The organism is Actinosynnema sp. NPDC053489 (assembly GCF_044544865.1).
Classification (GTDB): domain Bacteria; phylum Actinomycetota; class Actinomycetes; order Mycobacteriales; family Pseudonocardiaceae; genus Actinosynnema.
Map to the genome: position 1 here is coordinate 168308 of NZ_JBITXT010000011.1, position 24788 is coordinate 193095.

At 74.2% G+C, this 24788-nt stretch carries 21 protein-coding genes; 12 read left to right on the forward strand and 9 right to left on the reverse strand.

What is annotated here, in order from left to right; translation table 11 throughout:
- Window positions 1-150 precede the first annotated feature (150 nt).
- Window positions 151-1137: a LysR family transcriptional regulator gene (locus ACIGNX_RS24930; RefSeq protein ID WP_396543102.1), complete on the reverse strand. Its 987-nt coding sequence runs from the start codon at window positions 1135-1137 to the stop codon at window positions 151-153.
- A 352-nt stretch (window positions 1138-1489) separates the two neighbouring features.
- On the opposite strand from ACIGNX_RS24930, the gene ACIGNX_RS24935 reads away from it, so the two are divergent.
- Entirely contained in the window at window positions 1490-1915 is a 426-nt protein-coding gene (locus tag ACIGNX_RS24935) for a nitroreductase family deazaflavin-dependent oxidoreductase (RefSeq protein WP_396543103.1), read from the forward strand.
- An 18-nt stretch (window positions 1916-1933) separates the two neighbouring features.
- On the opposite strand, the gene ACIGNX_RS24940 is transcribed toward ACIGNX_RS24935, so the two are convergent.
- Window positions 1934-2773 (reverse strand): PhzF family phenazine biosynthesis protein, encoded by an 840-nt coding sequence (locus ACIGNX_RS24940; protein WP_396543104.1) that lies wholly within the window; start codon window positions 2771-2773, stop codon window positions 1934-1936.
- Between the two features lie 76 nt (window positions 2774-2849).
- On the opposite strand from ACIGNX_RS24940, the gene ACIGNX_RS24945 reads away from it, so the two are divergent.
- Window positions 2850-3665, forward strand: a complete 816-nt coding sequence (locus ACIGNX_RS24945; RefSeq protein WP_396543105.1) for a LysR family transcriptional regulator — start codon at window positions 2850-2852, stop codon at window positions 3663-3665.
- Between the two features lie 50 nt (window positions 3666-3715).
- On the opposite strand, the gene ACIGNX_RS24950 is transcribed toward ACIGNX_RS24945, so the two are convergent.
- From ACIGNX_RS24950 to ACIGNX_RS24960, 3 genes are all read right to left on the reverse strand, one after another.
- Entirely contained in the window at window positions 3716-5104 is a 1389-nt protein-coding gene (locus ACIGNX_RS24950; protein WP_396543106.1) for a GTPase domain-containing protein, read from the reverse strand.
- Window positions 5101-6912 (reverse strand): dynamin family protein, encoded by a 1812-nt coding sequence (locus ACIGNX_RS24955; RefSeq protein WP_396543107.1) that lies wholly within the window; start codon window positions 6910-6912, stop codon window positions 5101-5103. Before ACIGNX_RS24955 ends, ACIGNX_RS24950 begins: the two co-directional genes overlap by 4 nt.
- A gap of 107 nt (window positions 6913-7019) precedes the next feature.
- Window positions 7020-7946 (reverse strand): IniB N-terminal domain-containing protein, encoded by a 927-nt coding sequence (locus ACIGNX_RS24960; protein WP_396543108.1) that lies wholly within the window; start codon window positions 7944-7946, stop codon window positions 7020-7022.
- Window positions 7947-8166: 220 nt separating this feature from the next.
- Between ACIGNX_RS24960 and ACIGNX_RS24965 the strand changes: the two genes are divergently transcribed.
- Both ACIGNX_RS24965 and ACIGNX_RS24970 read left to right on the forward strand, forming a co-directional pair.
- Window positions 8167-9453 carry an Hsp70 family protein gene (locus ACIGNX_RS24965; protein ID WP_396543109.1) on the forward strand — a complete coding sequence of 429 codons (1287 nt, stop codon included), beginning with the start codon at window positions 8167-8169 and terminating at the stop codon, window positions 9451-9453.
- Entirely contained in the window at window positions 9450-11846 is a 2397-nt protein-coding gene (locus ACIGNX_RS24970; protein WP_396543110.1) for a LuxR C-terminal-related transcriptional regulator, read from the forward strand. Before ACIGNX_RS24965 ends, ACIGNX_RS24970 begins: the two co-directional genes overlap by 4 nt.
- On the opposite strand, the gene ACIGNX_RS24975 is transcribed toward ACIGNX_RS24970, so the two are convergent.
- Window positions 11843-12346 carry a DUF2165 domain-containing protein gene (locus ACIGNX_RS24975; RefSeq protein WP_396543111.1) on the reverse strand — a complete coding sequence of 168 codons (504 nt, stop codon included), beginning with the start codon at window positions 12344-12346 and terminating at the stop codon, window positions 11843-11845. The genes ACIGNX_RS24970 and ACIGNX_RS24975 overlap by 4 nt on opposite strands.
- A 138-nt stretch (window positions 12347-12484) precedes the next feature.
- The gene (locus tag ACIGNX_RS24980; protein WP_396543112.1) at window positions 12485-16543 is read right to left on the reverse strand and encodes an AAA family ATPase; all 4059 of its coding nucleotides are present in this window, start codon (window positions 16541-16543) and stop codon (window positions 12485-12487) included.
- Between the two features lie 315 nt (window positions 16544-16858).
- Here ACIGNX_RS24980 and ACIGNX_RS24985 point away from each other — a divergent pair, with 315 nt between their 5' ends.
- A complete protein-coding gene (locus tag ACIGNX_RS24985; RefSeq protein WP_396543113.1) occupies window positions 16859-17023 on the forward strand; it encodes a hypothetical protein in 165 nt (54 codons plus the stop codon).
- 109 nt (window positions 17024-17132) lie between these two features.
- Window positions 17133-18590, forward strand: coding sequence for an AlkA N-terminal domain-containing protein (locus tag ACIGNX_RS24990; protein ID WP_396543114.1), 1458 nt, complete (start codon window positions 17133-17135; stop codon window positions 18588-18590).
- Between the two features lie 344 nt (window positions 18591-18934).
- On the opposite strand, the gene ACIGNX_RS24995 is transcribed toward ACIGNX_RS24990, so the two are convergent.
- Complete coding sequence (locus tag ACIGNX_RS24995; protein WP_396543115.1) at window positions 18935-19663, reverse strand: DUF2306 domain-containing protein; 729 nt, start codon at window positions 19661-19663, stop codon at window positions 18935-18937.
- Window positions 19664-19913: 250 nt separating this feature from the next.
- On the opposite strand from ACIGNX_RS24995, the gene ACIGNX_RS25000 reads away from it, so the two are divergent.
- From ACIGNX_RS25000 to ACIGNX_RS25010, 3 genes are read left to right on the forward strand one after another with little or no spacing between them, the layout of a single operon-like run.
- The gene (locus tag ACIGNX_RS25000; protein ID WP_396543116.1) at window positions 19914-20498 is read left to right on the forward strand and encodes an ArsR/SmtB family transcription factor; all 585 of its coding nucleotides are present in this window, start codon (window positions 19914-19916) and stop codon (window positions 20496-20498) included.
- A gap of 2 nt (window positions 20499-20500) precedes the next feature.
- Window positions 20501-21217 carry an SRPBCC domain-containing protein gene (locus ACIGNX_RS25005; RefSeq protein ID WP_396543117.1) on the forward strand — a complete coding sequence of 239 codons (717 nt, stop codon included), beginning with the start codon at window positions 20501-20503 and terminating at the stop codon, window positions 21215-21217.
- Window positions 21214-22020 (forward strand): alpha/beta fold hydrolase, encoded by an 807-nt coding sequence (locus ACIGNX_RS25010; protein WP_396543118.1) that lies wholly within the window; start codon window positions 21214-21216, stop codon window positions 22018-22020. Before ACIGNX_RS25005 ends, ACIGNX_RS25010 begins: the two co-directional genes overlap by 4 nt.
- Before the next feature lie 63 nt (window positions 22021-22083).
- Here ACIGNX_RS25010 and ACIGNX_RS25015 read toward each other — a convergent pair whose 3' ends face one another.
- Window positions 22084-22917: an SAM-dependent methyltransferase gene (locus tag ACIGNX_RS25015; protein WP_396543119.1), complete on the reverse strand. Its 834-nt coding sequence runs from the start codon at window positions 22915-22917 to the stop codon at window positions 22084-22086.
- 212 nt (window positions 22918-23129) lie between these two features.
- Here ACIGNX_RS25015 and ACIGNX_RS25020 point away from each other — a divergent pair, with 212 nt between their 5' ends.
- The 3 genes from ACIGNX_RS25020 (at window position 23130) to ACIGNX_RS25030 (ending at window position 24673) form a co-directional block, all read left to right on the forward strand.
- Window positions 23130-24005: a helix-turn-helix domain-containing protein gene (locus ACIGNX_RS25020; RefSeq protein WP_396543120.1), complete on the forward strand. Its 876-nt coding sequence runs from the start codon at window positions 23130-23132 to the stop codon at window positions 24003-24005.
- A gap of 133 nt (window positions 24006-24138) precedes the next feature.
- Window positions 24139-24378 carry a DUF397 domain-containing protein gene (locus ACIGNX_RS25025; protein WP_396543121.1) on the forward strand — a complete coding sequence of 80 codons (240 nt, stop codon included), beginning with the start codon at window positions 24139-24141 and terminating at the stop codon, window positions 24376-24378.
- On the forward strand, window positions 24362-24673 hold the full coding sequence (locus tag ACIGNX_RS25030; protein ID WP_396543122.1) for a hypothetical protein: 312 nt from the start codon (window positions 24362-24364) through the stop codon (window positions 24671-24673). The genes ACIGNX_RS25025 and ACIGNX_RS25030 overlap by 17 nt, the downstream gene beginning before the upstream one ends.
- Window positions 24674-24788: the final 115 nt, after the last annotated feature.

Sequence of the window (24788 nt, forward strand, 5' to 3'; positions counted from 1 at the left end):
CCGACCCCGCCCCGCCGGACCGCTCCCCGCCGAACTGCGGTCCGCCGGACCGCGCCCGGCCGAACCGTGCTCCGCCGGACCGCGCCCGGCCGCCGGACCGCGCTCGACCGCTGTCCGCCGGTCTCGCGCGGCCGGGCACCTTCCCCCCGGCTAGCCCCCGGCGAGCAGCGCCGCGTCGATCTCCCGGTGGGCCTCGGGGTGCTCCTCCCACCACTTCGCGTAACCCGGGTTGCGGGGGAGCACCGCGCAGTAGGCCCGCGCGGCGGCGGCGAAGACGTCGTGGGCCCGGCCGGCGGCGGGGCCGTCGCGGCGGGTGGCGACCATCAGGTCCACCATCAGCGGTGCGCCGCGCAGCGGCCGGATCACGATCCCGTCGCCGCCGCGGGACTGGGGCAGCGCGAACGACACCGCGCCGTTGGCCACCAGGCTGCGGGCGGTGTTGGCCTCGTTCACGTGGTGGGTGAACCGGGGGGTGAAGCCGGCCGCCGCGCACGCCGTGAAGATCTGCAGCCGGTTGCCGACGAACTCGTCCGGCGGCGCGACCCAGTCCCGGTCGGCGAGCTGCCCGAGCTCCACGTCGTCCTGCTCGGCCAGCGGGTCGGTCTCCGGCAGCGCCACGAACTGCGGCTCGCTCACCAGCCTGCGCAGCTCCAGCCCGCGCAGCTCCCGGCGTTCCAGGCCCTCGAACCGGTCCAGCACGCCGAGCTGCACCTGACCGGTCACCAGCAGCTCCACGAGGTCCGACGCGCCGGGCATGATCTCGGTGCGGACCTCCGAACAGGGGATCACCCGCCGCAGCTCCTCGACGAAGTGCCCGAAGAACAACGTCGGCACGCCGCCCACCAGCAGCGGCCCGGGCCGTTCGCCACCGGCCCGCTCCCGCGCCAGCGAGACCAGCTGGTCGACCTCGTCGAGCACCAGCCTCGCCGTGCCGACGACCTGTTTGCCGAGGTCGGTGGGCAGGGAACCGGCGGTGGTCCGGTCGAACAGGCGACCGCCGACGATCCGCTCGACGGTGCGCAGCTGGGCGCTCATCGCGGGCTGCGTGAGTCCCAGGCGCGCGGCGGCCTTGGTGAGGCTGCCTTCTTCGGCGATGGCGCACACCGCGCGCAGGTGACGTAGTTCAAGCTCGGGCATAACGCTCTTCTATCCCCCTTTCGTATGAGCCGCCAGCCCTCGCCGCGGCCATAGTTGGCGGAGTTCCCGTCGAGCGCCGAGGAGATGCGGATGCGCCGAGCCACCGCGGTCCACCACCGGACCCGCAGCCAGATCTACTGACCGTTCTTCGGCCGTCACGTCCCACGCCGCGTCCCCCATGACGCGGCCGAGCGGCCCGGCACACCGTTTACGCGGGCGGGGGTGCCGGGAGTCGCCCGGGGCTTGGCGCGCCGGGGGTGCGAGGCGGACGTCCCCACCCCGCTCGGGGCCGCCGGTCGTCATTGCGGAGTGACGACCGGCGGCCCCGCCGCGTTGTCGGTAGCTTCGGGGCATGTCGGTACAGGACAGCCCCGTCGAGTGGGTGAACGAGCACATCCGCAAGTACGTCGAGACCGGTGGCGAGCAGGGTCACGAGTGGCAGCCCGGCGTCTTCACGCTGCTGCTGACCACGGTGGGCCGCAAGTCCGGGAAACCCCGCCGCACCGCGTTGATCTACCAACCCCACGGCGACGCCTACGTGGTCGTCGCGTCCTACGGCGGTGCCCCGGAGCACCCCGCCTGGTACCGCAACCTGCTGGAGCGCAATGAGGCCGAGGTGCAGGTGAAGTCCGACGTGTTCCGGGCCAGGGCCCGGACCGCGACCGGCGAGGAGCGCGCCGAGCTGTGGAAGTTGATGACCGAGGTCTGGCCCGCCTACGACGAGTACGCCCGGAAGACCGACCGCGAGATCCCGGTCGTGGTGCTCGAACGCGCCTGACCGCGCCCGGACCCCGCGTCACCCCACCGGGATCGGCACCGCCGCCCCCGTCACGGTGACGCGCGGGTCGTCGGGGGAGACGGCGACCTCCAGCAGGCTCGGCCGGCCCAGGTCCACCCCCTGGTGGATGGTGATCGACCTGGGCCGCCCGACCAGCCCGAGGGTCCGCAGGTAGCCGCCGAACGCCGCCGCGGCGGCGCCCGTGGCCGGGTCCTCGACCACCCCGCCCACCGGGAACGGGTCGCGCGCGTCGAACACGTCCTCGGACCGCTGGTGCACGAGCTGCGCGGTCACGGCGTCGTTGGCGCGCAACAACCCCGCCAACGCGTCGAAGTCGTAGTCCAGGTCCGCCAACCGCTCCCGCGTGCGCACGGCCAGCACGAGGTGCCGCGCCCCGCCGAACGCCCAGTGCGCGGGGTAGCGCGGGTCCAGGTCCTCCGCCGACCACCGCAGCGCCCGCAACGCCTCGGCGACATCGCCCGCCGGCGCGGGCGCGGAGGACGTCGGCACGCTGGTCAGGCTCGCCCGACCGGGTGCCGCGTCCACCTCGACCAACCCCGACCTGGTGTGGAACCGCACCGTGCCGGTGACGTCCAGCGCGACGGCGGAGGCCACGGTCGCGTGACCGCAGAACGGCACCTCCACCAGGGGGCTGAAGTACCGCACGTCGAACTCGCGCCCCTCCGCGCGGGGGAACAGGAACGCGGTCTCGGAGTAGCCGACCGCGGCGGCGATCCGGAGCATCCCGGCGTCGTCCAGGCCGGTAGCGTCGAGCACGACACCGGCCGGGTTGCCGCCGGCGGGGTCGGTGGTGAAGGCGGAGTAGCGCAGGACCGCCGGTTCGGGCACGTCATTCATGCCGACAGCGTCCCCCACCGGACGGCATCGAGTCCAACGATTCCCTGCGATGTGTCCGATCGGTATTGTCGATGCGGTGGACACCCGCCTCCTGCGCACCCTCCTGGTGCTCGCGCGCACGGGCAGCTTCACCGCCACCGCGGCGGAGCTGCACCTCGTGCAATCCACGGTGACCAGCCAGGTCAAGGCCCTGGAGCGGCACCTGGGCGCCCGCCTGTTCGACCGGCTGCCCAGCGGCGCCCGGCTGACCGAGGCGGGTCGGCAGGCCGTCGAGCACGCCCGCGAGGTGCTGACCTCCGAGCAACGCCTGCGCGACGCGGTGCGCGGCAGCACGGCGGTCGAGGGGGACGTGCGGATAGCCGCGCCCGAGTCGGTGTGCGCCTACCGGCTGCCGCAGCGGATCGCCGACGTGGCGCTGCGCTGGCCGGGCATCTCGGTGCACCTCTCGCCCGCGGGCACCCGCCAGGCGCTGGCCGGCGTCCGCAACGGCACGCTGGACCTGGCGCTGGTGCTGGAGGACTCGCTGGTCGCGCCGGGGTTGAAGGTGACCGCCATCGGGGTGGAGCCGATCGAGCTGGTGTCCGCGCCCGGCGTCGTGCCGGACGAGCGGTACTTCCTGCTGGAGGAGGGCTGCTCCTACAGCGACCGGTTCGTGCGCGAGCTGCCGGCGACGCCGGGCATCACCCGGTTCGGCAGCATCGAGGCCGTGCGGTCGTGCGTGGTGGCGGGCCTGGGCCGGACCGTGCTGCCGCGCGTGGCGGTGGCCGAGCAGCTCGACGCCGGCACGCTCCAGCGCGTGCGCGAACTGCCCGACAGCACCCTGTTCCTGGTCACCGACCCGCGCCGCACCCCGTCCGCCGCCGTCCGGGCCGTCGCCGCCGCGCTGGGCTGACCCCGCGCCGGCCCGAACCCGAACCCGACCCCGCGCCGGCCTGGGCGCGGTCACCCGACCGGTTGCCCCAGCATCCCCTCGCAGCTGCGCACGACCACCGCCGCCGCCCGTCGCTGCCCGTGGTCCAGCGCCGGGTCGACGGCCAGCTCCCGCCACCGCCCCAGCGTCTCCAGCACGGCCAGCCGCAGCTCGCCGCCGGTCGGCTCGTAGTCCATCCCCAGCCGCACCACCGGGTTCGTGCCCAGCCCGCCGACCAACCGGGACGCCTCCGCGTCGAGGTCGCCGGGCAGCCGGGTCCGGCCGCCCTGCAACGCCGCCAGCAGCCGCAGCTCGCGGAAGTCGTGCGCGGTGGCCACGATCCGCTCCACCGCCGCGGCCAGCCCGACCGACCCGGGTCGCGGCTCGGCGCGCAGCACCACGTCCAGGCCCAGCAGCGCCGACCGCGCCTTGAGCACCTCGCGCCGCTCGGTGAAGTAGACGCCGATCGAGTCGCGCAGCTCGCCCAGCCCGCTGCGCTGCACGAGCTGCCCGGTCAGCTTCACCTGCGTGTCGAAGCCCTGCCGGATCAACGTCGTGGTCAGCCGCACCCCGAAGATGCCGAACCGGTCCACCAGGCCGCGCCGCACCGCGGGTTCCAGCCGGACCGGGAAGTCCTCGCCGACGAACCGGTCGGTGGACAGCAGGTGGTCGTCCAGCTCCGCGCGCGGCAACGACGCCAGCGCCGCCAGCGCGGCGAACTCCTCCGGCCGCAGGGTGCGCGCGGCGACGGCGAGCAACCCGGCCACCGCGACCACGTTCTGGCACAACGGGGTCACCGCCGCCTCGCGCCGGTAGCGGCGGGCGATCTGCTTGGCCGAGGACAGCGCGTCGATCCGGCCGCCGCCGATCTCGTCGGCCCGCGACAGCACCAGCACCGTGCTCACCGGCGCGACCCGGGCGACCGGGTGGTCGTGCGCGGCCCGGAGGAACCGCACGTCCGTGGTGTGCATGTGCCGGGTCAGGTAGAGCACCGCGTCGGCCTCGCCGTAGACCTGCTCGACCGGCGCGCCCGCGGGCGTGTCGATCAGCGTCAGGTCGCGCAGCGACCGCGACGGCCAGTGCACGGTGACGCGCTCGGCGTCGGGCGCGTCCACGAACGCCTTGCCGTCGCGGCGCAGCACCGGCACCTCGTGCGGGCCGACGTGCGCGGCGGGTCGCGGCCCGTCCTGGTACCAGGTGGTCGCGCCGGTCGGCGCGAACTCCTCGCCGATCAGCGCGCCGACGACGGTGGACTTGCCCGACCGGGGCGCGCCCGCGACGGCGACCCGCACCGGCTCGTCGAACCGGGCGAGGTGCCCGCGCAGCCACGCCACCGCCCGCGGGCTGTCCCGGTAGACCGACAGGGCGTCCTCGACCAGCGCCCGGACCTCGTCCTCCAGCGCCGGGCCGGCGGGCGTCACGCGCTGATCCCCAGCGGCGGCGCCTGACCCCCCGCCAACGCCTGCACGCGCTGGTACAGCGCCACCAGGTCGTCCAGCTCGCGCTTGGCGTCGCGGTTGCGGCGCTCCCGCTCGGTGTTGTCGTCCTGCACCGCGCGCCGGGCGCTGCGGGCCGATTCCAGCAGCGTCTCCTGCAGCTCCTCGGCCAGCGTGGCGAAGTGGTTGCGCAGGCTGCGCTGGATGTGCCGGGCCGCGTCGCGGCAGTCCTTGTTGAACTTGGTGAAGAAGTCGTCCACGTGCCGGGCCGCGGCGGCTTTGGCGGCGGCCTGCCTGCGGCGCAGCCGCTGGTCGCCCTCGTCCATGATCGACTTGCCGCCGAACAGCGCGCCCGCGCCCAGCGAGATCGCGTTGATCAGCGGCATCCCGGCCAGGCTGGTGGCCAGGCCGAACATCAGCACGCCGCCGTAGGAGCCCTTCAACCCGGTGAACGCCTTCTGCACCAGGCCGAACTTCTCGATCACCGGCTTGTCCATCGGCGCGACCCGGTCCAGCACGTCGTCCGGGAAGATCGACTCGGGCAGCAGGTCGTCGCGGGCCACCGGGAAGCTCTTGGCGACCTTCTCCGCCACCCACTCCGAGCGGTCGAGCAGCCAGGCGAAGTTCGTGGTCGCGGCCTCGGTGAGGCTGTCCTCCAGCCACGTCTCGAACCGGTCCCAGCCCAGCGCGGGGTCGGCGGTGTCGAAGGTCCGCTCCACCTCGCGCAGGATCCGGCGGGTGCGGTCGCGCAGGTCGTACTCGATGTCGGAGACCAGGTCGGCCATCTCGTCGGCCAGCACGGTCTGCCAGCGCGCGGACCGGCGGCGCAGCTCGTCGACGCGGCGCTGGGCCTCGTTGAGCGCGGCGATCGTGTCCTCCGCGCCCCGCGCGGCGCGGGCGGACAGCTCCTCGCGCACCGGCGCGACGAGCTGCTTGATCGCCGACGCGGCGGTGACCGCGACCGAGCGGCGGGCCAGCAGGTCGGCGGCGGCGACGATGTCCTGCTGCACGCAGGCGAGCAGCTCGGGGAAGCCGGACTCGGCGTTGAGCGCCTTGTCGCCGGTCTTGGCCGCGCGCAGCCGCAGCGCGGCCGAGACCGGGATGAGCTTCGCGGTCACGCCCGCGCGGGCCAGGTGCGCCCGGTTGCGCTCGACCACGCGCCGCCACTGCGCCGCGATGTCGATCTTGGTCAACACCAGGACCACGTTGGGGCACGAGGTCATGACCTGCTTGAGCAGCTCCAGCTCGGAGCGGGTCAGCTCGGCCGTGGCGTCGGAGACCATGAGCACCGCGTCGGCCTGGAGCAGCGCGGCGAACGTGCTCGCGGTGTGCGCGGGCCGCAGGTCGCCCACGCCGGGCGTGTCGATCAGCACCAGGCCCGAGTCGAGCAGGGCGCGCGGGATGCCGACCTCGGCGCGCACCAGGTCGCCGCCGTGGAAGCCGGCGCCGCTGACCTGGCTGGCCAGTTGGTCCAGCGGGACCGGGATGCGCTCGGTGGGCGTGTTCGCCACGGACGCCCCCCGCACCAGCGCCGCCGACGGCGTTTCCGCGTGCTGCACGAACGTGGGAACGGTGGTCGTGAGGTCGTCACCCACCGCGCACACCGGGGCGTTCACCATCGCGTTCACGAGCTGGCTCTTGCCCTGCTTCGGCTCGCCGATGACGAGCACGCGGAGCTTGGGGTCCAGCTGGCGGGCGCGCTTGTCGCGCAACCGTTCGGCCAGGTCAGGCCGGTTGTGCGCAGCGCAAGCCCGGATCGTGTCGTCGAGCACGTCGAGCCAGGGCGCGGACATCACCCGGCAGAGTGTGCCGGTAAAACCCGTCCGGGTGGAAGTCCGGGACACGGCGAGGGCCGGTCCCGTCCGGCGGACGGAACCGGCCCCCTGGTGGTGCACCGGTCTCAGAAGAGCAGGTCGTCCACGCCGAGCGAGTCGACCACCGGCAGGTCCAGGTGGTCGACCGTGGTGGTGACGTTGCTCACCACGCCGCCGAGGCCCGCGTGGTCCGCGACGTCCTCGACGGCGCCGGTCACGCCGGACAGGGGGGCGGCGTTGCCGACGCCGGCGTTGCCGTGCGCGGTGACGCCGAGCGAGTCGCCCAGGTCGGTCACGTGGTCGAGGTCGGCGACCTTGCCGAGGTCGCCGACCGGCAGGGAGCTGGTGAGGCCACCGGTCACCCCGCCGACGACGCCGTGCAGCGTGTCGAGCGCGCCGAACGCGGTGCTGGTCAGGCCGTCCGCGACCGGCAGCGAGCCGGTGACCCCACCCGCGGTGGCGGCGGCACCGTCCAGCGTGCCGGTCGCCGTGGAGGTCAGGTCCCCGACCTGACCGTGGGCGGTGAGCAGCGTGCCGTCCAGGGTGTCGGTCACGTCGCCCACCGCGGAGAAGTCGCCCGCGACCGTCAGCTTCGCCGAGGCGGCGCCGTCGACCAGGTCCCAGCTCGACACGCCGCCGAACAGCGTGATGCCGTCGGCATCGGCGCTGAGCGTGCCGGCGATGGCGGCCTTGACGTCCCCGGCGCCGGTGGCACCCGACACCGCGAGCTGGTCCGCGACGGCCTTGAGCCGGAAGATCGCGCCGGCCTGGCCCGCGTCGGCCAGGTCGAGCGGCAGGTCCTCGAGCAGCGAGCCGTCGAGAGCGGGCAGGCTCCCGGTCGGCACGTAGTCGAGCACCAGCGGGATGACTTCCTGCACGTCCAGGGCGCTGATGTCGCTCAGGCCCGCCCTCGCCAGGGTGCCCTCGGCGTCGGCCTGGAAGTCGGCCAGCGCGGTCGGGTCGCTGAGCAGGTCGAGAACGAAGTCGTGCAGCGTGGTGGGGCTGGAGCCCATGATGGCTATCTCCTGGTCAGGTAGGGCGCGGGCAGCCGGCCCGGCAGGGTGGGTCCGGCCCGGACAACGCTAGGTCCGGGGGGATCACCGGCCATCGGGGATTACTCCCCGTAGATCGCGCAACCACTATGGGGTGGTTCTCGTTCACTCCCTAGGGGATTAGGGGATGACCTTGTGACCGCATCGCGGTCCGTGTACCTACTGGCCGTACTTCGTTCAGGTGAGTGAGGAGGCCGCCGAGTTGCCGTACGTCCTCGGGGTCGACGTGGGCACCACGCGCACCGCCGCCGCCGTCTGCCGGCTGGGCGGCGCCGGGCGCGGCGAACCCGAACCGGTCGGCCTCGGCGGACCGGGCGGCGGTGTCGCGACGTCGTTGCAGCTCACCCCCGACGGCGCGTTCGCGGTCGGCGAGCCCGGCGACCCGCGGTGGACGGCCACCGGGTTCGCCCGCCGGGTCGGCGACGCGGTGCCCGTGGTCCTCGGCACGGACGCGGGCGGCGAGCGGTTCACCCCCGAGGAGCTGACGGCGCTGCTGGTCATGTGGGTCACCGACCAGGTCGCCGCCCGCGAGGGCGAACGGCCCGAGCACGTCGTGCTGGCGCACCCGCCCGCCTGGGGTCCCTACGCCAAGGGCCTGGTGCACCGCGCGCTGCGGTCGGTCGGCGTGGAGGCGTCGCTGGTGCCCGAACCGGTCGCCGCGGCCGAGAACCACGCGTTCACCCGGTCCTTCGCCGGGTCGCTCGGCGTGTTCAGCCTGGGCAGCCACGCGTTCAGCGCCTCCGTGGTGGGGCGCGGCCTCGACCTGCTCCACACCGTCGACGGCGTCGACCAGGCCGCGGGCGTCGACTTCGACGACGCCGTGTTCGAGCACGTGCGCGGCTCGCTCGGCCGGGCGCTGGCCGAGCCGGTCGCCGACGACCCCCGCACCCGCGGCCTGCTCGCCCGGCTGCGGCGCGACTGCGAGGCGGCCAAGCGGGTGCTGTCCGGCACGGTGGAGACGTCGATCCCGGTGCACCTGCCGTCCGGGCGGGTCGACGTGCCGATCACCCGCGCCCGGTTCGAGGACCTGATCCGGCCGCACGTGGAGCAGGCCGTCTCGGTGTTCTCCCGGGTCGCCACCGGCGTGGAGATGACCGTGCTCGTCGGCGGCAGCGCCCGCATCCCCCTGATCGCCGCGTCGGTGCCCGGCCGCGTGGTGCTGGAGGCCGCGCCGGAGACCTCGGTGGTGAAGGGCGCCGCGCTGGCCGCGCGCCGGCTCGTCATGGGGCCCGACGCCGAGCCGGAGCCGATCGAGACCTCAGTCCTGGTCCGCGACGACGACCCGTTGCTGCGGTTCCCCGTGGGCGGCCTGGAGCCGGCGGACGTGGAGTTCACCGCGCCGCCGCCCCGCCCGCCCGTCGACATCACCCCGCTCGACCTGCCGGAGCGGCGCACGGTGAAGCGCGTCGTGCGCGGCCTCGTGCCGACCGGCGCGCGTCGGGCCCGTGACAGCGAGGATGGCCGTTGAGCCCGAGCACGACCGCCCACCCCGTGCTGCTGCCGCAGCCGGTCACGCAGGTGCTGGACGCGATCGCGGCGGGTGCCGCGGTGCGGCTCGGCGTCGTGGCGCCCGGCGGGCACGGCAAGACCACCGTGCTGCGGGAGGTCGCCCGCGCGTTCGAGGACGCCGGCGCGTCGGCCGCCGTGGTCGACGACGCGCACCTGCTGCCCGACGCGGAACTGCTGGACCTGCGCGCCCGCGTCGAGCGCGGTGACGGGAACGTCGTCGTGGCCTACCGGCCCTGGCCGCGGTCGCGCGCGCTCGCGGCGCTGGCGGAGTCGCTGGGCCGGGCGCGACCGGCGGTGGCGCTGGAGCCGTTCACCCGGGAGCAGGTGCGGGCGGTGCTGCCGCCGCCCGCGCGGGGGCTGGCGGAGTTCGTGCACCAGCAGACCGGGGGCGTGCCGCGGTTCGTGCGGCGGCTGGCCGGGCTGACCGCGGCGGAGGTTCCGCCCGAGGTGGTGGCGTCGTTCCGGGCGGACCTCGACTGGCTCGACGCCGACGTGCGCAAGTACCTGCTGGCCGCCGAGGCCGGGGTGGCGCTGCGGCTGGACCTGCTCCGCGGGCTGCTCGACGCCGACGCCGACGCGGTCGGCGACGTGATCGAGGCGGGCCGCGCCACCGGCCTGGTCGCGGCCGACGGCGCGCTGCCGCCCGTCGTCCGGCTGGCCGTGGCGTCGTTGACCCGGGCCGACCGGCGGATCGCCGTGCGGCAGCGGCTCGCCGAGCTGCAACTGCGGTCCGGCGGACCGGTGCTCGACCTCGTGCGGCCGCTGATCGCGGTCGGCGGGACGGGCGCGCAGACCCCGGTCGCGGGGCCCGACATGGCGCGGGCGTTCCTGGCGGCGGCCGACGAGGCGTTGCCGGGCGACCCGGGGCTGGCGGCCCGGCTGCTGGGCGCCATCGGCACGGCGGGCGACGACGTGGCCGTGCGGCGGGCCGTGGCCTCGGCGATGGCGGGCGACCTCGACGCCGCCCTGCGGCTCGCCGACCAGGTGCTCTCCGGCGGCGACCCGCGGCACCGCGGCGCGGCGGCGGAGGTGGCCGCGATCGCGCTGGCGCACCGGGGCCAGCTCGCCCGCGGCACGGAGCTGCACCGCTGGTCCCCCAGCGCGACCTCGGCGGCGTTCGCGGTGATCGGCCAGGTCGGCACGGGACGGCTGCCCGCCGCGCCGCTGCCCGTCGCGCCGCCCACCCTGCTCGACGGCGGCGCGGCGCTGATGGCGCAGGGCGTGGTGGAGTCGGTGACGTCGTCCGCGACCACCGCGCTGTCCACCCTGGTCCGCGCGGCGGGGTTGCTGGAACCGGCCGGGCGGTCCGTGCTGCTGCCCGACACGCCCGCCGCGCTGGCCGCCCTGGTCGCGGTGCACAGCGGCGAGCCGGGCATCGCCGAGTCGGTGCTCGACCGGGCGGTGGCGACCTCGTCGGGCGGCGCGCTGATGGCCGTGCGGCACCGGCTGCTGCGGGCGTGGATCGCCATGCAGCGCGGCAACCTCGCGCAGGCGCGGGAGGCGCTGGTGGCGCTGCGCAAGGCGGGCCGGCCGCTGGAGCCGCGCGACTGGCTGTTCGCGGTGGCGCTGGAGATCGGCGTGGCCCGGCGCGACAGCGACCTGGCCACGTTGAAGCGGACGTGGGAGCAGGCGTGCGAGGCGGTGCTGCGCCACCCCGTCGACCTGTTCGCGTTCCTGCCGCTGGGCGAGTTCGCCACGGCCGCGGCACGGCTGCGCGACCAGCACCGGCTCGCACCGCACCTCGCCGCGGCGCGCGACCTGTTGCGGGACCTGGGTGATCCCTGCTTATGGGCCGTGCCGCTGCACTGGAGCGCGCTGCACGCGGCGATCATCGCCGAGGAGACCGCCGTCGCCGAGGAGCACGCGGCGTCGCTGGCCGCGTGCCGCGGGAGCAGCCGGTACGCGGCGATCGTGTCGACGGCCGCGGAGAGCTGGCTGGACGTCGTCGCGGGCAAGGTCGACGCCGACCAGGTCGAGGAGGCCGCGCGCGGGCTCCAGGCCGTCGGCCAGTGGTGGGACGCGGCCCGGCTCGCGGGCCAGGCGGCGATCCGCACGTCCGACCGGCAGGCGATGGTGCGGCTGCTGGACTGCGCGCGGCTGCTCCAGGGCCGCACCGCCGGGGGCGCCCGCAGGCAGCCGGAGCCCGCCGCCGAGGTCGACGCGGGCAAGCTCAGCGACCGCGAGCGCGAGGTGGCCGAGCTGGTCGTCAACGGCCTGACCTACAAGCAGATCGGCGACCGGCTGTTCATCTCGGCCAAGACCGTCGAGCACCACGTGGCCCGGATGAGGCAGCGGTTGGGCTGCGCCAGCCGGGCGGAGCTGCTGGACCAGCTCCGCCGGATCGTCGGCTAGACCGCCGCCCCGTCGCGCACCGGCGCCGCCTCGCGCCGGCCGGCGTGCAGCAGGACCAGGCCGAGCGCGGCGACCACGAAGTTCTGGAACGCTGGCGTGAGCCCGTTCCAGTCCTTCGACTGCCACATGGCGAACCACTCGCCGCCGATCGCGATGAACCCGCCGCCGAACAGCAGCGCCTGCATCACCCAGCCCGTCGACGACAACGCGCGCCCCACCGCCTCACGGCCGCGCAGCCAGGCGACGAGGCCCGCCAGCAGCGCCAGCGCGGTGACCGCCTCCCACGCGATGATCAGCAGGTAGGCGACGGTCACGGCGGTCGGGCTCGTGATCGCCCGCCACGACGTGTTCGGCGAGCCGAACGTGGTGTCCATCGCCAGCACGTGCTGCACGAACGCGTGGTTGGTCCCGTAGTCGGTGACGTTGCCGAACACGACGAGACCCATGTAGAGCGCGGTGATCCCGGTCAGCGCCGTGATCGCCGCGCGCAGGCTCCCCACCCGGGCAAGTGAACGCATGACCTGTAGAACCTAGTCACGATCCACCGGAAGTCCACGGTTGTTCCCCGCCCCGCGTGCGGTCTGGACCACCGGGAGGTTCGGGGTCGCGAGGGGTTCGGGGTCGCGGCAGGTCCGGGGTCACGGGCAGGGCGGGTCGTACTCCAGCTGCGGCAGGTGCTCGCGCCACCGCTGCTCCGGCAGCACGCCCTTGGTCTTGGTGCAGATCCGCCCGATCACGTGGCCCAGGTCGAGGTCCCACAACCGGATCGTGCTGTCCGAGCTGGTGGACGCCAACCGGTGGCCGTCCGGGCTGAACGCGATGTCGCGCAACCCGCCGTCGTGCGCGGCCAGCAGCTGCCCGATCGCGACGGGCCGCCGCACGTCGTGCACGTCCCACAGCCGGATGGTGCGGTCCTCGCCGCCGCTGGCCAGCGTCCGCCCGTCCGGGCTGAACGCCACCGCCACCGCCTCCTCGACGTGCCCGGTCAGCGGCTGCCCGATCGGCTCGACCCGGTTCGGGTCGGTCAGGTCCCACAGCCGGATCGCGCGGTCGTCGCCCGCGGTGGCCAGCGTGCGGCCGTCCGGGCTGATGTCACCCGCCCGCACCGCGTCGTCGTGCCCGGTCAGCGGCTGCCCGATCGGCCGCGCCGCGGCCGGGTCGCCCACGTCCCACAGCCGCACGGTCTTGTCCGCGCTCGCCGTCACCAGCGTGCGGCCGTCCGGGGTGAACCCGACGTAGTACACGTACTCGGTGTGGCCGACCAGCGCGCGCCCCAACGACTTGGGGTGTTCCCGGTCCGAGATGTCCCACAGCTGCACCGAGTAGTCGTCGGAACCGGTGGCCAGCACCTTGCCGTCGGGCCGGAACGCCACCGGGGAGGTGTAGCGGGTGCCGACCGCGATCGGCCCGCCGAGCGGCCGCGGGTGCGCCGGGTCGGCGAAGTCCCACAGCCGCACCGCGTCGTCGCTCACGCTGGCCAGCGTCGACCCGTCCTTCGACAGCGCCACCGACCACACGCCCTTGCCGTGCGACAGCACCGGGCCCGGCCGCGGGTCGTCCGGGTCGGCGGTGTCCCACACCCGGATGGTCCGGTCCTCGCTGGCCGACACCAGGTGCCGGCCGTCGGGGGTGAACCGCGGGCCGATGGTGCGCGCCGAGTGCCCGACGAGCACGCTGCCGGGCAACGACCACACCCGCACCACGCCGTCGTGGCTGCCCGTGGCGACGCTGTGGCCGTCCGGGCTGAACGACACCGCGTACACCGTGCCGCTGCGCCCGGCCATCGGCCTGCCCAGCGGCTGCACGTGGTCCGGGTCGGTGATGTTCCACATCCGCGTGGTGCCGTCGCCGCCCGCGGACGCGAGCACCCGGCCGTTCGGGCTGAACGACACCGACCACACGCCCTCGCCGTGGTCGGTCAGCGGGCGGCCGACCGGCCGTGCCGCCGCCGGGGTCGACACGTCGAACAGCCGCACGCTGTGGTCCTCGCCGCCGCCGGCCAGCAACCGGTCGTCCGGGCTGAACGCCAGCGAGTGCACCGTGGTGTCGAACCCGCCGAGCGGCTCGCCGACCCGCGCCGGGCGTTCCCGGTCGCGCACGTCGAACAGCACCGCGGTCCCGTCGTCGCCGCCGGTGGCCAGCAGCGTCCCGGCCCGGTTGAACGCGATCGAGCGCACCTGCGCGGTGTGCCCGCCCAGCGGTTCGCCCAACCGCCGGGGCGCGGCCGGGTCCGCCACGTCCCACATCCGCGCGGTGCCGTTCTCGTTGGCGGTGGCCAGGGTGCGCGAGTCCGGCGTGAACGCCAGCAGGTAGACGGTGCCGTCGCCGCCGTTGAGCGGCTCACCGAGCGAGCGGGGGCGCTCCGGGTCGCTGACGTCCCACAGGCGCACGGTGGTGTCGTTGCCCGCGGTGGCCAGCGTGCGGCCGTCCGGGCTGAACACCGCCGAGGTGACCCAGCTGCGGTGGCCGGGCAGCGGCGAGCCGAGCGACCGGGGGTTCGCCGGGTCGCGCAGGTCCCACAGCCGCACGGTCTGGTCGAAGCTCGCGCTGGCCAGGAACCTGCCGTCGGGGGAGTAGGAGGTCAGGTACACCGGTCCGGTGTGGCCGGTCAGCGGGATCGCCAGCGGGATCGCCTGGGTGGCCAGCAGGCGCGTCCGCACGTCCCGGTCGTCGGGCCGCATCCGGTGCGCGACCAGCGCCAGCTCCGCCGACAGCGACGGGTCCGACTCCTGCAACCGGTCGGCCTCGGCCACGACCTGCCGGAACACCGCGTCGTCCCGTTGGCGCACGGCCAGCACCGCGGCGGTGGCGGCGATGAGCGCGAGGACGACCACGCACGTCACCGCCGCGCGTCTGCCCCACGCGGCGCGCCTGCGGTGCTGCATCGAGACGGCGAGGAAGTCCTGCGCGGTGCCGGTCAGCCCCTCGGGGCCGGCCGCGTCCGCCCAGTGCCGCGCGGTCTCCAGCCGCGCGCCCCGGTACAGCAGCGAGGAGTCGCGGTCCTGGGCCGCCCACGTGGCCGCGTCCTCCTCCAACCGCTGCCGCAGGAGCTGGCCCTCCCGGTCCTGGTCGATCCAGCTCCGCAACCGCGGCCACGCCTGCAGCAGCGCCTCGTGCGTGATCTCCACCGAACCCGCGTCGAGCGTGACCAGCCGGGCCCGCGCCAGCACCTCCAGCGCCTCCTCGCCCGCGTCCCGGTTCGCGGCCTGCTCGACCAGCTCGTCCCGGGTGGAGCGGCGACGCGTGTCCTGGGTGTCCTCGCCGACGCGCACCAGCCGCAGCAGCAACGGCCGCGCGACCTGCTGCGCGTCCGGCGCGAGGTCGGCCCACGCCCGTTCCGCGGTGGCCGCGACCGCGCCCTGGATGCCGCCCGCCGAGCGGTAGCCCGCGATCGTCAGCTTGCCCGCCTGCCTGCGCTGCCAGGTGGCCAGCAGGGCGTGCGACAGCAGCGGCAGCGCGCCCGCGTCGTACGCGCCCTGCCCGGCCCTGGCCTGCGCCCGCCCGCTGCGCACGCCCAGGTCGCGCAGCATCAGCTCGACCAGGCCCGGTTCCAGGTGCAGGCCCGCCGCCTTCGCCGGCCGCGACACCGCCTCCCGCAGCTCCGCCGACGTCATCGGCCCGAGCACCATCTGCCGGTCCTGCAACGCGTCGGCCAGCTCCGGGAACGCCAGGCAGCGGCCGTAGAAGTCGGCCCGCACGCCCACCAGCACCACCGCCGGGGCCGTGCCGCCGGGCACCGCGGGCGTGCACGCCACGTGCAGCGCCTGCACGAACACCTGCACCCGGCTCTCGTCCGGGGACAGGGTGAAGGCCTCCTCGAACTGGTCCACGACGACCACCACGCGGTCGCCGCCGTGCCGCGCCGCGTAGGCCGCGAACGCCGCCCGGATCTGCCCGGCGAACCGCATCACGCCCATCAACGTCTGCCCGAGGAACGTGTCGGGACCGTGCCCGGAAGCCACCAGGTCGTGGTCCATCCCGTCCAGGGCGAGCGCCATGTCGAGGATGTCGGCCAATTCCGGGATCTCCCGGACCAATTCGCGCACCGGGTCCGCGCCGGGCGTGACGACGACGGCCGGCCATTTCGTCGATCCCGGCACCGCCAACGCGCCGTCGCGAATGGACGGAATGACGCCGGCGCGCACCAGTGACGATTTGCCGGCACCGGAGGCGCCGACCAGCATCACGATTCCGCCGGTTTCCGCGGCACTGCCCAACCGGGATACGAGTGCGGCCGTGCTGCGTTCCCGGCCGAAGAACCAACTGGAATCCTCGGGTTGGAACGCGGCCAATCCCCGATAAGGGCACACGCCGATCTCGTCGGAACTGGGCGGCTCCTCGTCGTCGGGCGCGGACACGGGGCTCGCCAGGGCCTCCTCCCACAGCGCCCGCCAGGCTTCGAGGTCGTACAACCCGGCCGCCGGCGGCTGGGGGCGGGACTTCCGCGCCTCACCGATCAAAATTTCAAGCACTACCGAGAGTGCCGAAAACCGGGCGGGGACGTTGCGCCCGCGTCGCCAGTCGCTGACCCGCTGCGCGGTGGCGCGCACCGGTCGGCCGCGCTCGTCGGTGCGGCGCGCCCGGCTGACGGACTCGGTCACCTTCTTCAGAGGTGGATCACCGGCTTCGGCGTAGAGCAGCGCGAACCGCTCGGCGAACACGGCACGGGGACCCGACCCCTGACCGGAACCAGCCATCCGCGGCGAGCCTCCTAGAGATCCGGTGTTCCGGACCGGAAAACCGGATGTGAGCGCGTGAACAGGTCGTTTGCCGACCGGTGTAGCCCTTCTCGGTCCACCCTAACGACTTGCGCTGACAAGGTGGTCGGGACGTTGCGGGTGACGTCGACGGTTGTGCGAAGGGACCGGTCCAAGTGGTTTCGCAGGCAACTACCGCGAGTGGCAGCTCGTTCCCCGCTGAGGAGTCCTGGGGGTCTTCTCAGCGGTGCGCTCCGAACCGACCCGGTCGGTGGAACGGTGCGGCGACCTGCCATGCCGACCGGGGTTGACCCCGTGCGGACCACCCGGCCACCGGTCACGGCCCGTGAGGACCGGGGTGTCCCCGGTGAAGCACGGGTCTGCCCGATCCTGAGGACGGTCCTGGACGCGAACGGGCGCGAGCGGGCCGAGGTGGGGCTGGACCTCCTGGCCCGGCTCGCCGCCCCGGCGCACCGCTAGCCGTCCGCCCGCAGCGCCCGCCGGAGCGCCGCACACCGCGGTGCGGCGCTTTTCGCCCATGTCGGATTTCCGCCGGCCACGCGGCCGGCCTTTGCCCGATGCTGGTGCGGTGCACGAAGACGCGGAACGTTGTGCCCGGGCCGTGCGGTCGAAAGACGCCCGGTTCGACGGGTGGTTCTTCACCGCCGTCCTGACCACCGGGGTGTATTGCCGGCCGAGTTGTCCGGTCGCTGCGCCCAAGGTCGGGAACATGCGGTTCTACCCGAGCGCGGCGGCCGCCCAACAAGCGGGATTCCGCGCCTGCGAGAGGTGTCGGCCCGACGCGTCCCCCGGTTCTCCGCTGTGGAACCACCGCGCCGACTCGGTGGCCAAGGCCATGCGGCTCATCGCCGACGGCGTGGTCGACCGCCATGGTGTGCCCGGGCTCGCCGGCCGCCTCGGCTACAGCGTGCGGCAGGTCGAACGGCTGCTGCTCGCCGAGCTGGGCGCCGGACCGCTGGCGCTGGCCAGGGCGCAGCGCGCGCAGACCGCGCGGCTGCTGATCGAGACCACCGCGCTGCCGATGACCGAGGTCGCCGCCGCGGCCGGGTTCGCCAGCGTCCGGGCGTTCAACGAGACCGTGCGCGAGGTGTTCGCGCTGTCGCCGACGGACCTGCGCGCCCGCCGCCGGCCCGTTCCGGACACGTCGGGCGTGCTGTCGCTGCGGCTGCCGTTCCGCGCGCCGCTGCGGCCCGACAACCTGTTCGGCCACCTCGTCGCCACCGGCGTGCCGGGGGTGGAGGAGTGGCGCGACGGCGCGTACCGGCGGACGTTGCGGCTGCCGCACGGGCACGCCGTCGTGTCGTTGGCGCCGCAGGAGGACCACGTCGCGTGCAAGCTGGCGCTGAGCGACCTGCGGGACCTGTCGACCGCCATCGCCCGGTGCCGGCGGATGCTCGACCTCGACGCCGACCCGACGGCCGTGGACGAGCGGCTCCGGTCGGACCCGCTGCTCGCGCCCCTGGTCGACGCGGCGCCGGGACGGCGCGTGCCGGGCACGGTGGACGCCGCCGAGTTCGCGGTGCGGGCCGTGCTGGGGCAGCAGGTGTCCACCGCCGCCGCCCGCACCCACGCCGCCAGGCTGGTGCGCGCGGCCGGCGAGCCGATCGGCGACGTCGGGTTGACCCACCTGTTCCCCACGCCCGAGGCGCTCGCGTCGCTGGACCCCACCGTGCTCGCCGTGCCGCGGGCCCGCAAGACCGCGTTCCGGGCGCTGGTCGAGGCGCTGGCCGACGGCTCCCTCGACCTCGGCGTCGGCGCGGACCGGGACCGGGCCCGCGCCGACCTGCTCGCGCTGCCCGGGTTCGGGCCGTGGACGGTGGAGGTGATCGCGATGCGGGCGCTCGGCGACCCCGACGCGTTCCTCCCCACCGACCTCGGCATCCGCGCCGCCGCGCGCACCCTCGGCCTGCCCGGCACGCCCGCCGCGCTCGTGCGGCGGGCCGAGGCGTGGCGCCCGTGGCGCGCCTACGCCGTCCAGCACCTCTGGGCCACCGGCGACCACGCGGTCAACCGGATGCCCGCCTGAGAGGAACGCCCCATGAGCCACACCGCGGTCGACGGCCCCGTCGGCCCGCTCACCCCGGCGTGCCGTCCAGGCTGTACCCGGCCGGCCGGCGCGACGTTCCGGCCCCGAAGACCCCTCACCCTTCGGGGACGTCGTCGCGCAGCCGGCCGAGTACTTCGCCGGCGCGCGGACGCGCTCCGAGCAGCCCCTCGACCCGGTCGGGACGCCGTTCCAGCGCGCCGTGTGGCGAGAGCCCGTTCGGCGAGACCACGACGTGCGGCGAACTCGCGCGGCGGCTGGGCCGTCCGTCGGCTGCCCGGGCCGCCCGGACCGGCAAGCGGCGGCTGCTCGACTTCGAGCAGCGCTCAGACGCCTACCGGCTGCCGCGGTGACCGCTCCTCGACGCGGCGGCGGCGGGCGCGGGCGTCACCGCGTTCCAGCCACCACTCGGCGACCAGCAGCGGCACCACCCAGCCCAGCCACGCGGCCAGCCCGGAGACCGCCTGGGACAGCGCGACCGGGCTGCCGCCGAACGTCGTGTCGAGCCGCGGGGTGAGCGCGATCGTGGCGACGACGGCCCAGACCCGGTTGCTCATGATCGACGCGGTGAGCGCGAAGCTGCGGATCATCCACCGCCGGTGGTCGACGTACCGGCGCCGCCGCGCCATCCGGTAGCCGGTGACGGTGAAGGCGAGCCACAGCGCGCCCATCAGGACGTTGCCGACCTGGTTGAGCGGCCCGAACGGCGAGACCGCGCCGATGGCGAGCGCCGTGGCGCCGGCGGGCAGCACCCCGGCGAACACGTAGACCCGCCCGACCCGCCGGTGCGCCACCGGGTATCGCTGCCGGAACCAGGGCCACACCTGCACCACGCAGGTCAGGATCGCCACCGACCCGAACACCACGTGCGCCACGAGCACCGGGAAGTGCCACCCGTTCCCCGGCGGTGCCGGCACCCGTGACAACCCCGGGTCCACCGCCAGGTAGGGCGGCACCGAGAACGCCACGAACGCCGCCACCACCACCGCGAGCGGCGCGACCCACGCCCTCGCGTACCACCGCTTCCCCTGCCTGACCTGCCCTTGTTTCCCCATGCCCGCACCATCCCCGACCCCACGCACCACCAACGCACCACCCACGCACCACCGCGAGAGTCCTACGTTCAGCGCGCGAGAGTCCTACGTTCAGGCACCCCGAGTTCAACGCTCACGACGGCGGACGCGTGTCTGAGCGTTGAACTCACGTGTCCTGGACGTAGGACTCTCGCGGCGTGAACGTAGGACTCTCGCGGCCGACAAGGTTTGTTGTCTTGACGAGGATAGTTGTCGGTGAGAGGGTGGGGGCATGTTGGACGTTGCGGTGATAGAGGACCCGGCGGTGGCCGAGGTCTCGTTGGACCCGGTGCGGGCCAGGTTGCTGGCCGAACTGGCCGAACCCGGCTCGGCGACCACGCTGGCGGCACGCGTCGGCCTGCCCCGGCAGAAGGTGAACTACCACCTGCGCACCCTGGAGCAGCACGGGCTGGTCGAGCTGGCCGAGGAACGCCGCAAGGGCAACATGACCGAACGGGTCATGCGCGCCACCGCCGCGTCCTACGTCATCTCGCCCGCGGCGCTCGCCGCCGTGCAGCCCGACCCCGCCCGCTCCCCGGACCGCCTGTCGGCCCGCTGGCTCCTGGCCCTGGCCGCACGGCTGGTCCGCGACGTCGGCAACCTGATCACCGGCGCGGCCAAGGCGGACAAGAGGGTCGCCACCTTCGCGCTGGACGGCGAGGTCCGCTTCGCCTCCGCCGCCGACCGGGCCGCCTTCGCCGAGGAGCTGGCCACCGCCGTCACGTCGCTGGTCGCGAAGTACCACGACGAGAACGCACCCGGCGGACGCCCGCACCGGGTCGTCCTCGCCGTCCACCCGAGTCTCCCGAAGGAGTGATGATGGGTCACGCGTTCGAGGGCGTGAACGAGGTCGAGCTGGCCGGCGTCACGCCCGAGCAGGTCTGGGACGCCATCGCCACCGGCCCCGGCATCGACTCCTGGTTCATGGGCGTCAACGAGGTCGAGCCGGGCGCCGTGGTCCGGCAGGCGTTCGGCGACTACCGGCCCGCCCACCCGATCACGGCCTGGGAACCGGGCAAGCGCCTGGCCTACGGCGGCGACGAGGAGCCCGACGGCCGCTTCACGGCCTACGAGTTCCTGGTCGAGGCGCGGGACGGTGGCAGCACCGTCCTGCGCATGGTGGCGAGCGGCTTCCTGCCCGGCGACGACTGGGAGGACGAGTTCGAGGCCATGACGGCGGGCGGCGAGATGTTCTGGCAGACCCTGGTCACCTACCTGCGCCACTTCGCCGGCCGCACGGCCCGCCCGCTGACCGCCTTCGGCCCGCCCGTGGCGGACTGGCCCGCCCTGTGGCGGCGGCTCGGCGGCCGGCTCGGCCTCGACCGCGCGCCGAGGACCGGTGACGCCGTCACGGTCGACGGCACGCCCGGCGTCGTCTACTTCGCCAACAGCCAAACCGCGGGCGTCCGCACGGACGGCGCGCTGTACCGCTTCTTCCGGGGCGTCACCGGCGGCGTGATCGCCATGCACCACGTGTTCGCCGACGACGGCCGCGACGAGCGGTCCTGGTCGGCCTGGCTGGAGGACCTGTCATGACCACCGGACGCGTCGTCTCCAAAGACGGCACCGGGATCGCCTTCACCCGCACCGGTTCCGGACCGGCCTTGATCGTCGTGGACGGTGCGCTCTGCCACCGCGCCTTCGGCCCCGCCACCGCGCTGGCGCGGGCGCTCGCCGGGCACTTCACCGTCTACACCTACGACCGGCGCGGCCGGGGCGAGAGCGGGACGGGCCCGGCACCCGACGTGGAGCGCGAGGTGGAGGACGTCGCCGCGCTGGTCGAGCACGCCGGCGGGTCGGCGCACCTGTTCGGCATGTCCTCCGGCGGCACGCTGGTCGCCGAGGCGGCGCACCGGGGCGTGGCGGCCGAGCGCATCGCGATCTACGAGTCGCCGATGGTGGTCGACGGCACGCACGAGCCGATGCCGGCGGACCTGCCGTCCCGGGTGGAACGCGCGGTCGCCGAAGGCCGGCGCGGCGACGCGGTGAAGCTGTTCATGCGCTACGTGGGCACGCCCGCGCTGTTCGTCGCGCTGATCGCGCTCATGCCGCCGTGGCGCAGGCTGAAGGCCGTCGCGCACACGCTGCCGAACGACTTCGCGCTCGTCGGCGAGTTCCAGCGGGGCACGCCGCCGCCCGCCGACCGGTGGTCCGGCGCGGACGTGCCCGCGCTGGTGATCGCCGGTGGCAAGAGCCCCGAGTACCTGCGCAACGCGCAGCGGTTCCTGGCGTCGGCGTTGCCGCACGGCGAGCTGGTCGTGCTGCCCGGCCAGACGCACCTGGTCAAACCGAAGGCGACGGTCCCCGTGCTCGTCGACTTCTTCCTGCGCCGGAGCTGAACGGGCGCGCGAGAACCCGGTGGTGGGCGGGAACCCCGTCCACCACCGCCGCGCGCGCCGGGTTCAGGGCTTGCGGCCCACCGCGCCCGCGATGCAGTAGCTCACCGCGTCCAGCTCCTTGAGCCGCGGCCCGTCCGGCCACCAGTCGGCGCAGATCACCAGGCCCGGCTCGACCAGCTCCAGGCCGTGGAACAGCTCCCGCAGCGCGCGCATGGTGATGAACCGCCCGCTGCCCATCGGCGAGTGCAGGAACGTCTGCTCCATGCGGCGCGCGATGGCCGAGTGCTCCTCGGTCTCCGGGTCGAGGAAGTGCGAGATCGCCACGTACGAGCCGGACGGCAGGGCCTCGATGTACTCGGCCATGATCTCCGCCGACGTGGGCGAGTCGCCGTTGTAGTGGTGCAGCGTGCCGAGCTGGAACAGCGCCAGCGGCTCGGAGAAGTCGATGTGCTTGCGCACGACCTCGTCCTCGAGGATGTCGCGCGGCTTGAAGATGTCGGCCGCGGAGAAGTGCGTCCGGTCGTTCTCCTCCAGCAGCGCCCGGCCGTGCGCGAGCACCACAGGGTCGTTGTCCACGTAGACGACTCGGGCATCCGGGTTAATCCGCTGGGCCACCTGGTGAGTGTTCTCGGCGGTGGGCAACCCCGACCCGCAGTCGAGGAACTGGGTGATGCCCGTCTGGCTCGCGACGAACCGCGTGGCGCGGATCAGGAAGCTGCGGTTGTCGACCGCCAGGGTGGCCGCCTCGGGCGCGACCTCCTGCACCCGGCGCAGGACCTCGCGGTCGATCTCGTAGTTGTCCTTGCCGTTGAGGAAGGCGTCGTAGACCCTGGCGATGCTGGCCTTCGTCGTGTCGATGTAGACGGGGGCGGCGGCGTCCGAGGACGTACCCGGCATTGTGGTGACCTCGCATTACGGGGATGGGAAGTGATGTCTGTGCACCGCGTCACAGTCCGGTCAGCGTAAGGGTATGGGCTCAACGCGCGAACGCGGCTCGTGCGACTGACCGGGCAAGATCATGGGTGTACGTTCGGTGACGATGCGAGCCGGCCCACCTCGGGCACAACCGCTGTTCGGGTGGGGCGGCACGACGGTCGGGAGGATCGGCGATGGCGACGGGCGAGTCCACGCCGGAGCGGGAGAGCGGGCCGACCGCCCTGCGGATCGTGCTCGGCGCCCAGTTGCGGCGGCTGCGCGAGGCGGCGGAGATCAGCCGGGCCGACGCGGGCTACGCCATCCGCGGCTCGGAGTCGAAGATCAGCCGGATGGAGCTGGGCCGCGTCGGCTTGAAGGAGCGCGACGTCAAGGACCTGCTCACCATGTACGGCGTCGAGGACGCCGACGAGCGGGCGAAGTTCCTCGACATGGTCCGGCGGTCGAACTCGCCGGGCTGGTGGCACCGCTACACCGACCTGATGCCCGACTGGTTCCAGGACTACGTGGGCCTGGAGGAGGCGGCGTCGCGGATCCTGATCTACGAGACGCAGTTCGTGCCCGGCCTGCTGCAGACCGAGGACTACGCGATGGCGATCTCCAGCCACGGGCGGCCCGAGCTGGTGACGCCGGACGTGCGGCGGCGCGTGGCGCTGCGGATGCAGCGGCAGCGGATCCTCGCGCGGCCGGGCGCGCCGCGGGTGTGGGCGGTGATGGACGAGTCGGTCCTGCACCGGGCGATCGGCGGCCGCCAGGTCTTGATCAACCAGATCGACCACTTGCTCAGCGTCACCAAGGAAGGCCCGGTCACGTTGCAGATCGTGCCGTTCCCGCTGGCCGGCTACGCGGCGAAGGGCCCGTTCGCGATGCTGCGCTTCGGTGAGCCCGACCTGCCGGACATCGTGTACCTCGAACACCTCGCCGGTGCGCTCTACCTCGACAAACTCGAGGAGCTGGAGATCTACAGCCGGGTCTTCGACCGCCTGACGGTGGACGCCGAGACGCCCGACCGGAGCCGTCAGATGCTGGCCAAGCGGCGGGCCGAGCTGTAGCTGTCGTCCGACCGGGTGGGATTCACGCTCCGCATCTGCACGTGCATTTACCCGTGCACGTCCCGATGCTACGGTCCGTGCACAACCGGATGCACGTGCAGGTGCACGCATCTCTGGCTCGGAGGGTGAGTCGATGGCCACCAAGGTTCTCAACGGCATGTCCGCGGCCGACCTGAACGGCGTCACGTGGACGAAGAGCTCCTACAGCGACGCGATCGGCAACTGCGTCGAGCTGGCCGCGCTCGACGGCGGCGACGTCGCGATGCGCAACTCCCGGTTCCCGGACGGTCCCGCGCTGGTCTACACGCGCGCGGAGATCGCGGCCTTCGTGGCCGGAGCCAGGGACGGGGAGTTCGATGACCTCGTCGACTGACCTCGCCTCGCGGACGACGTTCCAGCTCCGCGAGTTGATCGCGCGCGGGTTCCAGTTCCTGCACCCGCGCGACGCCAGGGGAGAGCTCGCCGCGGTCGTCGGCGTCCGGGCCCACGACGCGGTGATCGACGTCGTGCGGCTGCACACCGAGGACGACGTGGTGGCGATGCGGATGCCCGCCGACGAGGTGAACGTCCTGTCGCCCAGCAGGTTCTCGTGGCGCCGGCGCGGTCCGGCCACGCACGTGCTGGAAGAGCTGCTGGACCTCCCGGACGACGACGACCGGCCCCAGTGAGGACTTCCCGTCCGAGCCGCGGTGGCGGACGGGACGAGAGGGGAGAGCCCTCTCACCGGCGAACCTGACCTGGAGACGCAGCGGGAGTCGACTCCGCGCCGGAATCGTCGACGCC